General features: G+C 72.9%; 10 protein-coding genes. 5 read left to right on the forward strand and 5 right to left on the reverse strand.

Features of this window, described 5'->3' with window-relative positions:
- The first annotated feature begins 16 nt into the window (after nt 1-16).
- Nucleotides 17-1,030 (forward strand): hypothetical protein, encoded by a 1,014-nt coding sequence (locus HD593_RS16040; protein ID WP_185102924.1) that lies wholly within the window; start codon nt 17-19, stop codon nt 1,028-1,030.
- Here HD593_RS16040 and HD593_RS16045 read toward each other — a convergent pair.
- A complete protein-coding gene (locus tag HD593_RS16045; protein WP_185102925.1) occupies nt 1,020-1,739 on the reverse strand; it encodes a PaaX family transcriptional regulator C-terminal domain-containing protein in 720 nt (239 codons plus the stop codon). The two genes, HD593_RS16040 and HD593_RS16045, sit on opposite strands and share 11 nt — an antisense overlap.
- Nucleotides 1,740-1,770: 31 nt before the next feature.
- Here HD593_RS16045 and HD593_RS16050 point away from each other — a divergent pair, with 31 nt between their 5' ends.
- Nucleotides 1,771-3,435 carry an acyl-CoA dehydrogenase family protein gene (locus HD593_RS16050; RefSeq protein ID WP_185102926.1) on the forward strand — a complete coding sequence of 555 codons (1,665 nt, stop codon included), beginning with the start codon at nt 1,771-1,773 and terminating at the stop codon, nt 3,433-3,435.
- On the opposite strand, the gene HD593_RS16055 is transcribed toward HD593_RS16050, so the two are convergent.
- Nucleotides 3,416-5,392 (reverse strand): DUF4132 domain-containing protein, encoded by a 1,977-nt coding sequence (locus HD593_RS16055; RefSeq protein ID WP_185102927.1) that lies wholly within the window; start codon nt 5,390-5,392, stop codon nt 3,416-3,418. The two genes, HD593_RS16050 and HD593_RS16055, sit on opposite strands and share 20 nt — an antisense overlap.
- Nucleotides 5,393-5,550: 158 nt before the next feature.
- On the opposite strand from HD593_RS16055, the gene HD593_RS16060 reads away from it, so the two are divergent.
- Together HD593_RS16060 and ligD are read left to right on the forward strand one after the other, a co-directional pair.
- The gene (locus HD593_RS16060; protein ID WP_185102928.1) at nt 5,551-6,300 is read left to right on the forward strand and encodes a crotonase/enoyl-CoA hydratase family protein; all 750 of its coding nucleotides are present in this window, start codon (nt 5,551-5,553) and stop codon (nt 6,298-6,300) included.
- A 136-nt stretch (nt 6,301-6,436) separates the two neighbouring features.
- Complete coding sequence (ligD, locus tag HD593_RS16065; RefSeq protein ID WP_185102929.1) at nt 6,437-7,639, forward strand: non-homologous end-joining DNA ligase; 1,203 nt, start codon at nt 6,437-6,439, stop codon at nt 7,637-7,639.
- A gap of 58 nt (nt 7,640-7,697) precedes the next feature.
- On the opposite strand, the gene HD593_RS16070 is transcribed toward ligD, so the two are convergent.
- Nucleotides 7,698-9,113, reverse strand: a complete 1,416-nt coding sequence (locus HD593_RS16070; RefSeq protein WP_185102930.1) for an NAD(P)/FAD-dependent oxidoreductase — start codon at nt 9,111-9,113, stop codon at nt 7,698-7,700.
- A gap of 71 nt (nt 9,114-9,184) precedes the next feature.
- On the reverse strand, nt 9,185-10,078 hold the full coding sequence (locus HD593_RS16075) for an SDR family oxidoreductase (protein WP_185102931.1): 894 nt from the start codon (nt 10,076-10,078) through the stop codon (nt 9,185-9,187).
- A gap of 87 nt (nt 10,079-10,165) precedes the next feature.
- Here HD593_RS16075 and HD593_RS16080 point away from each other — a divergent pair, with 87 nt between their 5' ends.
- Nucleotides 10,166-11,932 (forward strand): thiamine pyrophosphate-dependent enzyme, encoded by a 1,767-nt coding sequence (locus HD593_RS16080; RefSeq protein WP_185102932.1) that lies wholly within the window; start codon nt 10,166-10,168, stop codon nt 11,930-11,932.
- 110 nt (nt 11,933-12,042) lie between these two features.
- Here the strand turns inward: HD593_RS16080 and HD593_RS16085 are convergent, their stop codons facing one another.
- Nucleotides 12,043-12,792: an IclR family transcriptional regulator gene (locus HD593_RS16085; RefSeq protein WP_185102933.1), complete on the reverse strand. Its 750-nt coding sequence runs from the start codon at nt 12,790-12,792 to the stop codon at nt 12,043-12,045.
- Between the last annotated feature and the right edge of the window lie 18 nt (nt 12,793-12,810).

The following is a 12,810-nucleotide window of genomic DNA, read 5'->3' on the forward strand; positions in this document are numbered from 1 at the left end:
TATGGCGGGTACGGGGATGGTTCCCACCGACAAGGCGGCATTTGCCCTCGTTCGGGAGACGGGAGACCTGGCCGAGGGGGCGGCCAAGCTGGCGGGCGAGATCGGCAGCACCTCCGTCGAAGCGGTGCTGGCGCAGGCCAACAGGACCGGCGAGCGGAAGGGCGCCGCGGCCGCCATGGGCACGATGCGGCCCAGGCCCGCCGAGTGGTACGCCTTCGACGACAAGGACCAGGACACCGCCGACTGGTACCCGCAGGGCCTGACCGGCAGCGAGGACTCCGGCAACATCGGGATCCCCGCGTTCATGGTGAGCTGGTACTTCAAGCCGGAGGCGGGCGAGCGGGGCATCAGGGTGTCGTTCCTGAGCCCCAAGTCGCTGAAGTACCAGCACGCGCTGCTGGTGCAGGCCAAGCCGGACGGATCGTACGGGCCGATCGACATCCACGCCGGCGGCATCGCCTGCTTCGGCGACCTGCTCTACGTCGCCGACACCAAGCGCGGCCTGCGCGTCTTCGACCTGAACAACGTGCTCGACCTGCGCACCGTCCAGAACGACCTGGGCGACGGCAAGCGGATCGGCCGGCACGGCGGCAGGCTGCACGCCTTCGGCTACCGGTACGTCGTCCCGCAGACCGACTTCTGGAAGGTGGCGCGGCCGGGGCCGCTGTTCTCGTTCGTGTCGATCGACCGCAGCGCCGGCACGCCCATGCTCATCACCGGGCAGTACCAGGAGAGGACGCCCGACGGCTGGGTGGGGCGCTGGACCCTCGACCTGGAGGGCGGGGAGCCGGTGGACGCGTTCGTCATGGGGCACCCCAAGATCCAGGGCGCGATGACGTACCGCGGCAAGTGGTACCTGAGCCAGTCGGCCGGCTCCACCGCCAACGGCAAGCTGCTGGTGTACGAGGGCGGGGAGCTGGAGACCAGGCCGTTCCCGATCGGGCCGGAGGACCTGACGGTGCAGGACGGCAAGCTCTGGAGCGTCAGCGAGTTCAGGGGCAAGCGGACGGTCTTCGGCGTCAGCCTCTGAGATGCTCCTGCAGCACCTCCCGGTAGCGGCGGTCGAAGGCGTCGTAGCGGGACCGTAGCGCGGCGCCCGGCCAGCCGTCCGGCAGCAGCTCGGCGGGCAGCAGCGGGTCGGCCAGCAGGTGCCGCAGCACGGCCGCGGAGACGAGGAAGCCCTCGGCCAGGCCCTGCGCGCCGTCGAGAGACCGTTCGAGGCGCCGCGCCTCGGCCGCCCAGCCGTCCAGGTCCCACAGCAGGGGAGTGGGGTCGCGGTGCGGGCGGCCGTCGATCAGCGTGCACTGCGCGGTGACGATCTCCGGCCAGGCGCCGCGGACCAGGTTCGCCGGGCGCAGCCAGGTGCCCTCGCGCAGCTCGGCCAGGCGCAGCGCGGTCATCGTGTGCCGGAGCGCGGCCCGGTCGGCGGGCGCGCGCCGCTCGGCGGTCACCACGGCCACCTCCCACGTGCCGTCCCACGGCCTCGTGTGCGGGTCGCGGCTCTCGTCCTGCCTGGCCTGGCGCTCGACGAGCCGCTGCGACAGCGTGTACTGCCCGCCGGCCTGCAGCAGGTCGCCGGCCGCGACCATGCGCGACAGCGCCACCCTGACCGTGCCCTCCGCGATGCCGAACAGCGCGCCGATGCGCACCAGGTGGCGGGCGGGCAGCCGGGGCGGGTGGCTGCCCAGCAGCGCGCTCAGCACCGCCGAACGCGCGCTCAGGCCATTACGCTCTTCCATCGCGTGTCGAGTATATGTAACACTCGCGAGTATGGGCCGGTATCTCATCGAACCGTTCGACCGCAGCGACCGCTACGCCACCGAGTCGTACCAGGGCGCCGCCGGGCGCAACTGGTGGCGCTGCGATCCCACGCTCCGCCTGCTCATGCGGCGGCACCTGGGTGACGGCTACGCCTGGGCGGAGCCGCGCCTCGACCGGCTGGGCGAGCTGATGGGCGGCCTCGTCGCCGCATGCGCCGAGGAGACCGACCGCAACCCGCCGCGGCTGGAGAAGTACGACAAGTGGGGCAGGGACGTCAGCCAAGTCGTCATGCCGCCGTCGTTCCACACCGCCAGGCAGGCGCTGATGGCCGACAACTTCACCTCCCCGTCCTTCGCCGGGCAGGCCCGCGCGAACGGGGCCGATCCGTCCGCGCTGGGTGCCGCCTGGACGTACCTGCTCGACCAGGCCGACATCGGGATGGGCTGCGCGCTCGGCACGGGCGGGGACATGGTGGTCTCGCTCGCCGAGAAGCACGCGCCTCCGGACGTACGCGACCGGGTGCGGGAGATCTTCGCCAACGGCTTCTACTCCGGCGAGGCCGCGCAACTGTTCACCGAGCGGACCGGCGGCTCCGACCTGGCGGCCCTGGAGACCGAGGCGGTGCCCGCCGGTGACGCATGGCTGCTGACCGGGTTCAAGTGGTTCGCCTCCAACGCCAACGGCTCGGCGTTCGTCGTGCTGGCCAGGCTGCCCGGAGGGGCCGTGGCACCGTTCCTGGTGTTGTGGGAGCGGCGCGACGGCAGCCGCAACGGGGTGCGCATCCGCAGGCTCAAGGACAAGCTCGGCACCAGGTCCGTCGCCTCGGCCGAGGTCGAGCTCGCCGGCGCGGAGGCGTTCCTGCTGGCCGGCGAGGGCTCCGGCTCGGGGCTCGGCACGATGATGAAGCTCACCAACGCCTCCAGGCTCGGCGTGGCCATGATGGGCGTCGGCGTCGCCAGGCGGGCGCTGGTCGAGGCGCTCTGCTACGCCCGCGCCCGCGAGGCGTTCGGCCGGCCCCTCGCCGAGCAGCCGCTCATGCGGCGCAAGCTGAGCGAGCTGATCGTCGAGGTCGAGGCCGCGCAGGCGATGGTGTTCGACGGGCACGTCGGCCCCCGGCTGCGCCTGGCGCCCGCCCTGATCAAACTGCGCGCCGCCCGGCTCGGCGTGACCGCCGCCACCGACGCCATCGAGGTGCACGGCGGCAACGGCTACATCGAGCAGTGGCCGGTGGCGCGGCTGCTGCGCGACGCGCAGGTCAACCCGATCTGGGAGGGCGGCGACAACATCCTCTGCCTCGACGTGCGCCGCGCCATGCTCAAGGAACGCGCCCACCTGCCCTTCCTCGACCACCTGCGCGCCCTGGCCACCTCCGACCTGGTACGGACCCGCATCGACGACCTCACCAAGGCCATCGAGGCCTGGTCCGCGCTGGAACACGCGACGGCCGAGGCGCGCCTCTACCCGCTCGCGCAGTTCATGGCCGACGTCTACGCCGCCGCCCTGCTGGAGGACCAGGCCACGTGGGGGCTCGACGACGGCCGCAAGGCGCTCGTGGCCCGCCTGTACGCCGAGGCGCACCTGGTGGACCAGGGCCCGCTGCGCGGCCTCGACCGCCCCGCCGACGACCCCTTCGACGAGCTGCTCGCGGGGGCGTTCAGCGAAGCTGGCGGGTGATCGACGGGTCCGTGATCGCGGTGTCGGCGGCCAGCAGGAACGCCTTCGACAGGATGACCGACAGCATGCCGCCGTCCTCCTCGAACGGCAGGAACACCTGGTCGCCGCCACCACCGGGGACGATGCACAGGTAGGCGTCGTTGGGCTCCATGAGGATGTTGCCTGAGCCCAGGTGGATCCTGTACGCGCGCAGATCGCCCTCGACGCGCAGGAACCGGCCGGACAGCGTGCACCGGCCGGCGATGGCCAGGCGGGGCAGCAGCCGGGCCAGCACGTCGCGGCGCATCTCGGCCGTCTCGCTGAGCTCGCCGAACCCGTACGACTCCCAGTACTCGCCGTGCCCCTCCGGGTCCAGCCCGGTGGAGGTGACGCCGACGGCCAGGTCGGCGTCGCGCAGCGCCTCCGACAGCGTCAGCGGAGGCACCTCGGCCAGGGGGACGCGGCGGCCCTCCGCCGTGAAGTGCAGATCGCCGCTGACGCAGATCGAGACGGTGCCGCCGCCGTCGCGGTCGATGGAGTCCTCGTCGAGGTGGAAGTCCCAGTGCGCGGTCAGGCCGCCGGGCAGCTCCTTGGTGGCCTCGCTCACGCCGGAGCCGTACAGCCAGCCCCAGTGGCCCAGCGACAGGCCGGTCCAGCCGCGCTCGGACAGCAGCGCCTTGGCCTGGCCGTAGCGCAGCAGGTGGCGGGCGAAGCGGCGGGAGTGGTCGCGCGTCCGCTCCTCGGCCGGGGTGAGCAGGTAGACCTCGCGGAAGGCCTGCTTGAACGGCTGGCGCAGGTCGTTCGCGACGAGGTGGTCACGCCAGGCGCGCACCTCCTCCGCGCTGTGCGCGATGGGGTGCCAGAGCACGACGGGCGTGCCGGGGGAGGGCCGGACGCGCCGGCCCGCCGGATCGGCCAGCTCCCACTCCCCGTCCATCCGCACCGGCAGCCCGGCGGGGCCGTCAAGGACCTTCCAGATCAGGTTGCGGGCGGACGCGCCGGTGACCGGGTGGTCCAGGTAGTACGCGCACACGTCCCGCCACTGCCAGCCCCGCTCGGTGGCCAGCGCCCGCTCGACCCGGAACCGTTCGGCGGCCAGGACCTTCCTCAGCTGCTTGGCGGTGGCCCTGAACCCGGCGAGCAGCTCCCGGTCGACGCTCTTCGGGATCGTCCTGCGGCCCTCGAAGGTGATCCGCCCGTTCACCGACAGGCACAGCCCCTGCTCGGTACGGGTGCCGTCGGGGCCGAGCCCGAACGTGGGCACGCTGCGCTCCAGCAGCTGCTCGGGGGAGAGCCCCGCCCGCTCGCCGACCTCGGCCAGCGTGCGGTTCACCGCCGTGAGGATTGTCTTCTTGCGCGCCTTGGCCTGCACGCGGGCGAGCTGCGCGACCACGTCCAGGCCGCCGTGCCTGGCCAGCACGCCGATCGCGGCGTTGGCCAGCAGCTCGCTGCGCGCGTGCGCGCCCGAGCCGCCGACGCCCGTGCCCGTCGTCACGGCCACGTCGCCGAGCAGCGGAACCACCCACGGCTCGTCGATCAGCTCGCAGGTCCACACCACGCCGCGCAGCGTCGTGGCGGTGCTCTTCCGCAGGAAGACGGTCTCGCCGTACGCGCGCGAACGCCGGATCGCCGTCTCGCGATGGGCGGCGAGCTCCCGCAACACGTCGGGGATCACCTCGACGGCCTCCTCTGTCAGCAGCTCCTTGGCCTCCCACATCCATCGCAGGCCGGGCCTGGACTCGACGGCGGTGGCCCAGTGCAGCAGCAGCGGCCGCACCTGCGGGCACCCGAGCCGGGGCGCCAACCCGCCGAGCAGCCGGGCGGCGAGCGGATCCTCCTCCCCCAGCACGTCGCGGACCGCTCCGGCCGGGTCGTCCGTCCCCGGCCCGGCCAGCGTCACCAGCACCCGTTCGCCGATGAGGTCCGACGCCCGCGGCCGGTAGCGGCGTAACCAGACGTGGTCATCCTGAGCGTCCATCGGCCATCCTGTCCCGTTTGTCGTGTCGGACGATGACGATCATCCAACAGCACGCGCCCGTCTCCTGACGCAGGCGGCCTGGCCCGTTCCCCGGCATCGACGTACGCTCTGCACGTTCCCCGAGGAGAGCCACCGCACGTTCCCCCGAGGAGGGCCGCATGACCGTACGCGTGGAGCGCCAGGGCCCGGTCACCACCGTGGTGATCAGCAGGCCCGAGGCGCGCAACGCCGTCGACCGCAAGACCGCCGACGCGCTGACCGAGGCGTTCCGTGACTTCGAGTGCTCCGACGCCGCCGTGGCGGTGTTGTGGGGCGAGGGCGGCACGTTCTGCGCAGGCGCCGACCTCAAGTCGCTCGACAACCACGTCGGCGAGGAGGGCGACGGGCCGATGGGGCCGACGCGGCTGCGCCTGAGCAAGCCGGTCATCGCCGCCGTCTCCGGGCACGCCGTGGCCGGCGGGCTGGAGCTGGCACTCTGGTGCGACCTGCGGGTGATGGAGGAGGACGCGGTGTTCGGGGTGTTCTGCCGGAGGTGGGGCGTGCCGCTCATCGACGGCGGCACCGTACGGCTGCCGCGGCTCATCGGCACGTCGCGGGCGCTGGACATGATCCTCACGGGCCGGCCCGTCGGGGCGCCCGAGGCGTACGCGTGGGGGCTGGCCAACCGGCTCGTGCCCGCAGGCACCGCCAGGCGGCACGCGGAGGCGCTGGCGGGGGAGCTGGCGCGGTTCCCGCAGGAGTGCCTGCGCGGCGACCGGATGTCGGTGCTGGAGCAGGACGGCCTGGAGGAGGTCGAGGCGATGCGGAACGAGCTGCGCCACGGCCTGGTGTCGCTGCCGGACGCGTCGGACGGCGCGGCCCGCTTCGCCGCGGGCGCCGGCCGCCACGGCTCCTTCCACGACCGCTGAACGGCGCCCCCGCTGCGCCCCCGCTGCGCCCCCGCTGCGCCCCCGCAGCGCTCCCGCGGCGCTTCCACGGATCCCTCGCTGAAGCTGTGACCGGCGTTCCCAGGGGTTGTCGGTCGGCCCGCGTATCGTGACCTTCATGCCTGACATCGAGGTCGCCGGGCGCGAGGTCCGGATCACCAGCCCCGACAAGGTGGTCTTCCCGCAGTCCGGCCGCACCAAGCTCGACCTGGTCCGGTTCTACCAGGCCGTGGGGGAGGCTGCGCTGCGCGGCGTGCACGGGCGGCCGATGGTGCTCAAGCGGTTCGTGCACGGCATCGAGCAGGAGGCGTTCTTCCAGAAGCGGGCCCCGGCCAAGCGGCCCGACTGGATCGAGGTGGCCGAGCTGAAGTACCGCTCGGGGCTGAGCGCCGAGGAGGTGGTCTGCACCGACCTGGCGCAGCTCCTGTGGGTGGTCAACCTCGGCTGCGTCGACCTCAACCCGCACCCGGTGCGCTCCGACGACCTGTCCAGGCCCGACGAGCTGCGCATCGACCTCGATCCCGTGCCGGGCGTCGAGTGGGCCGACGTGCTGCGCACGGCGCAGGTGGCCAGGGAGGTGCTGGCGGACCACGGGCTCGTGGCCTGGCCCAAGACGTCCGGTTCGCGGGGGTTCCACGTCTACGCCCGGATCGAGCGGCGCTGGCCGTTCGCGAAGGTGCGCAAGGCGGCCGAGACGGTGGCGCGCGAGGTGGAGCGGTGCGCGCCCGACCTGGCGACCAGCCGGTGGTGGAAGGAGGAGCGGCACGGCGTGTTCGTCGACTTCAACCAGAACGCCTACGACCGCACGGTCGCCTCCGCCTACTCCGTCCGCGCCGTCCAGGACGCCCGCGTGTCCACCCCGCTGACCTGGGACGAGGTGCCGGGCTGCCGGCCCGAGGCGTTCACCATCGACACCGTGCCGCAGCGGCTGGCCGAGCGCGGCGACCCGTGGGAGGACATGGACCTGCACCCCGGCTCCCTCGACGGGCTGCTGGAGCTGGCCGAGGAGCTGGGCCCGGCCCCCAAACCGCCGAAGGGCAGCGGGCGCAGGCAGCAGACGATGCCGGTGATCGAGATCGCCAGGGCGGAGCACAAGGACGAGGCGATGGCGGGGTTCGAGCGGTGGAAGGCCCGCCACCCCGAGGTCGCCGCCCGGTTGGAGCCCGCCGACGTGCTGGTGGACGGCATGCGGGGGCGCAGCAGCGTGTGGTACCGCATCCGCGTCAACCTCCAGCACGTCCCGGAGGCCGAGCGGCCGCCGCAGGAGCCGCTGGAGGTCGACTACGACCCGTGGGGGCGCGACACGGGCTCAGCCTCCTGAGGTCCAAGGCGCGGGCTCGGCGTCCCGGGATCCAAGGCGCGGGCTCGGCGTCCTGAGGTCAGCGTCCCGAGATCAGGTTCGCCAGGCGCGCGTACGCCGACGTCGTGGCGCCGCGTTCGTTCTCGTGGCGGTCGGCGGCGCGGAACAGCGCGTAGATGAGCTGCACCCCCGCCCACCGCAGCGGCTCCGGCTCCCACTGCCGGACCTGCCGCCCCACCCACGGCAGCCCCGTCAGTTCCGTCTCGCGCCGCAGCACCAGGTCGCGCAGGGTGCGGCCGGCCAGGTTGGTGGTGGTGACGCCGCTGCCGACGTAGCCGCCGGCCCAGCCGAGGCCGCTGGCGTGGTCGAGGTGCACGGTCGAGCACCAGTCGCGCGGCACCGCCAGCACCCCGCACCACGCGTGCTGGACGCGGACGTCGGCGGCGGCGGGGAAGAGCTTGACGAGCATGCGCCACAGCAGCGCGACCGTCTGTGCCTGGGTGGCGCCGCGCCGGTCGGTGCGGGAGCCGAAGCGGTACGGCACGCCGCGCCCGCCGATCGCGATCCGGTCGTCGGCCGTGCGCTGGGCGTAGACGTAGGCGTGGGCCTCGTCCTCCAGCAGCTCGTTGCCCTGCCAGCCGATGTGCTTCCACACGTCGGCGGGCAGCGGCTCTGTGATGATCATGGAGCTGTTCATCGGCAGCCACTGCCGGTGCTGGCCGGCCAGGCCGGCGGTGAAGCCCTCGGTGGCGCGGATGACGTACTCGGCCGAGACGACGCCGCGCGTGGTGACCGCCGACGCCCTGCCCTGCTCCCTGGGCCGGATCTCGGTCACCGTGGTGTCCTCGAAGAGGTCAACGCCCAGCCGTTCCACCACGGCGGCCAGCCCGACGGCCAGCTTGGCGGGCTGGATGCGGGCGCAGTGGGGCGAGTACGACGCCTCCAGCGCCCCCGCCACCTGCACGCGCTCGCGCTGCTCGTCGCGGCCGAGCAGCCGTACGTCGTCCTCGCCGTACCCCCAGGCCCGCAGGTCGGCGACCCCGGCGCGCAGGCGGCGGCGCTGGGCCGGGTTGGTGGCGACGTGGATGAGCCCGCCCTTGTGCACGTCGGCGTCGATGCCCTCGGCGCGGGTCACCTCGATGACCTCGTCCACGGACCGGAACATGGCCCGCTGCAGGTCGATCATGGCCTGCCGGCCGCGTGCCTTGGCGTGCCGCTTGCGCGACCCGGCGAACTCGGCGGAGAGCCACCCGCCGTTGCGCCCCGACGCGCCGAACCCGGCGAACTCCTTCTCCAGGATGGCGATCCGCAGCCCGGGGTCGGCCTGCTTGAGGTAGTACGCGGTCCACAGCCCGGTGTAGCCGCCGCCGACGATGGCGACGTCGTACTCGCGGGGCCCCGGCAGCGCCGGCCGCCGCCGGGGCAGGCCGATCTGCCGGTACCAGTAGGAGACCCCGCCGTTGGCGAAGTCCTCGGACAGCGGAATACCTCTCATCACCGGACACATCTTCTAATAACAGACAGAAAGCAACAAGGCGGCGAAGTGTAATAAAACTGGACGTCCGGCTAGCTTCGTGTCGGGCGTTCGTACCCCTCATCGCCCCCGTATACGTGCAGGTCAGGGTCCTGCTCCGGCTGGGTGGCCGGGCTGGTGGGGGAGGCGGTGTGCTCGGAGGCGAAGTCGTCCGACAGGACCGGGGGCGGCGGCATGAGGTAGTCGTGCCAGGTGATCTCGCCCTTGGGTGCCGCGTCGGTGGTGAGGTCGCCCGCGCGCTGCGCCGCGTACAGGCGGCCCGGATAGCGTACGGGCAGGCAGGCCCGGCGCAGCCCCGAGGCGCGCAGCCAGGTCCTGACCAGTTCCTCGGTGTTCAGGACCTGGGGGCCGCCGTACTCGATCTCCCGGTGCGCGGGCCCCGCGCTGAGCAGGGCGGCGGCGCGCGTGGCCACCTCGCCCGTGTGCACCGGCTGCCAGGGCAGCGACCGGTCCACGGGCAGCACGGGCAGCGACGCGTAGTCGCGCAGCCGGCGGTGCAGCCACTGGTGGAACGGGGTGGCGCGGAGGATCGTCCAGCCCAGCCCGCTCTCCTGGACCAGCAGCTCGGCCTCCAGCTTGTGCCACAGGTGGCCGTAGGCGGCGCGGTCGGCGCCGACCATCGAGGTGAACAGCACGTGCGGCACCCCGGCCGCATGCGCGAGGATCATCAGCGTCCTGGTGCCGGGCACGTCCACCGCGCCGCGCCCCCTGCGGCCGCTGGTGGCCAGGTGGGCGATCGCCTCCACGCCGTCCACGGCCTCCCTGACGCCGTTGCCGGAGATGAGGTCGCCCCACACCCACTCCACGTTGCCGCGGTCGTCCCGCTTGGTACGGCTCAGCGCCCGCACCTCGTGACCCGCCTTGAGCAGCGCGGGCACCAGTGCCCCGCCCAGCGTGCCGGTGGCTCCTGTGACCAGAATGCGCATGCGGGTCCCCTACCCGCCAAATTCGAGAAATGTCAATGAATTCCGGTTCCGCGTCTGCGCGCGGCAGAGCGGGGTAGGGCCGCACACATGGCTCGAATCGCATCCGAATCTCTGATCGAACGGCTCGTGGCATGGGGCGTCGACACCGTCTTCGGCCTGCCGGGCGACGGCATCAACGGCATCATGGAAGGGCTGCGGCGCCACCGCGACCGGGTGCGCTTCGTCCTGGTCCACCATGAGGAGGCGGCCGCGTTCATGGCCACCGGCTACGCCAAGGCCACCGGCCGCATCGGCGTGTGCCTGGCCACCTCCGGCCCCGGCGGCATCCACCTGCTGAACGGCCTGTACGACGCCAAGCTCGACCACGTGCCCGTGCTGGCCATCACCGGCATGCAGGAGACGTCCGTGCTGGGCACCGGCTACCAGCAGGAGGTCCACCTGGACAAGCTCTTCGCCGACGTGGCCGAGTACAACATGATGGTCACCAACCCGGCCCAGCTCCCCTCGCTGGTGGACCTGGCCGTCCGTACGGCCTACGCGCGGCGCGGGGTCTCCCACCTCACCCTGCCCAACGACATCCAGGTGGCCGAGGCGGGGGCGGACCCGTACAAGAGCGTCGCCCCGGTGCGGGCGCCCCAGACGGCGCCCGTCTACCTGCAGTCGCCCGGCCTCCCCAGGCAGGAGGACGTGGAGTGGGCGGCCGAGGTGCTCAACCGGGCCGAGCGGCCCGCCATGCTCGTCGGGCAGGGCGCGCTGCACGCCAGGGAAGAGGTGCTGGCCGTGGCCGAGGCGCTCGGGGCGCCGGTGGTCAAGACGCTGCCGGGCAAGGCGGTCGTCCCGGACGACTCGCCGTACACGACGGGCGGGCTCGGCCTGCTCGGCACCCGGCCGAGCGAGGAGCTGATGGACGAGGCGGACGTGCTCTTCATGGTGGGCACGAACTTCCCCTACTCCAAGTTCCTGCCGGAGGTGCGCGACACGCGGGTGGTGCAGTTCGAGGCGGACCCGACGCGGGCGGGGGCGCGGATCGCGACGGACGTGCCGGTGGTGTGCGACGCCAAGGAGGGCCTGCGCGCGCTGCTGCCGCTGCTGGCCCGCCGGGACGGCAACGGCCATCTGGCGAAGTACCAGAAGATGATGGCCAAGTGGCGCTCCGACATGGAGGCCCTGGAGAACCCCGACCGCCACCCCATCGCCCCGCAGTACGTCATGTCCATCATCGACGAGCTCGCCGCCGAGGACGCCATCATGACGTGCGACAGCGGCACCATCGCCACCTGGGCGGCCCGCCACTGGACGATCCGCGGCGGGCGCGAGTTCTACCTGTCGGGCACGCTGGCCACGATGGCCCCCGGCCTGCCGTACGCCATCGCCATGCAGCACGCCTTCCCCGGCCGCCAGGTCATCGCCTACGTCGGGGACGGCGGCTTCTCGATGCTGATGGCCGAGTTCCTCACCGCGGTGCAGCACCGGCTGCCGATCAAGGTGGTCATCAACAACAACAACTCGCTCGGGCAGATCCTGTGGGAGCAGATGGTGCTCGGCTACCCGGAGCACGGCGTCCGGTACGCCCAGCCCGAGGCCGACTTCTCGGCCTGGGCACGGTCGTGCGGCGGGTTCGGGGCCAAGGTGACCAAGTCGGAGGACGTGGCGCACGCGATCGGGCAGGCGCTCTCCCACGACGGGCCCGCGCTGGTGGACGTGGACGTCAACCCGAACGAGCCGCCCATGCCCGGCAAGGTCTCCTACGACCAGGCCAAGAGCTTCGCCCAGGCCTTCCTCAAGGGCCAGCCGCACAAGGCCGCCATCGCGACCACGCTCTTCAAGGACCGCATCCAGAAGCTGAGCGACTGACCGCCGTACACGGTGTGGCCGAGCGGCTGACCGCCGCACGCGGGGCCTGAGCGATCGACCGCCGGACGCGGCGGCTGAGCGGCTGACCGCCGCACGCGGTGGCTGAGCGCTCAGCTGCCGTACGCGGCCGCGATGCCGGTGGCGGCGGCGCGCAGCGGCTCCACGAGGCGGGGCAGCTCGCGGGCGCGGCGCGAGGAGAGCACGATGCCGAGCGCCGCCACCGGCCGCCCGTCCACCAGGACCGGAGCGGCCGCCGAGCAGGAGCCGGGCGTCATCTCCTCGTAGGTGAGCGCGTACCCCTGCGCCCGCACCGCCGCCAGCTCCCTGGCCAGCCGCCCCGGCTCGGTGATCGTGTGCGGGGTGGGGCGTTCGAGCTTGCGTGCCAGGTAGGACTGGACGAACCAGTCCGGCTCGTACGCCAGCAGCGCCTTGCCGACCCCTGTGGGGTGCATCGGCAGCCGGCCGCCGATCCTGGACACGATGGGCACGGCCCGCCTGCCGTACACCTTGTCCACGTACAGGACCTCGAGGCCGTCCCTGACGGCCAGGTGCACGTTCTCGCCCGTGGAGCCGAACAGCTCCTGCAACCACGGATGCGCCAGCTCCCGCAGCCGGTTCGGCGCGAGCTGCCCCAGCTCCCACAGCCGGGGCCCGACCCGCAGCCGCCCGTCAGGCGAGCGGCTGAGCGCCTGCCACTCCTCCAGCTCGCCGACCAGCCGGTGCGCCGTGCTCAGCGGCACCCCGCTGCGCGCGGCCAGCTCGGTCAGCGTGAGCTGCGGGCGCGCCGCGTCGAACGCCCCGAGGATGGCCAGCACCTTGGACGTCACCGACCGCCCCGGCTCGCGCGCTCCCCCTGACATGCCGCAATCCTGCACCAA

The sequence above is a fragment of the Nonomuraea rubra genome (assembly GCF_014207985.1).
In the GTDB taxonomy this organism is placed as follows: domain Bacteria; phylum Actinomycetota; class Actinomycetes; order Streptosporangiales; family Streptosporangiaceae; genus Nonomuraea; species Nonomuraea rubra.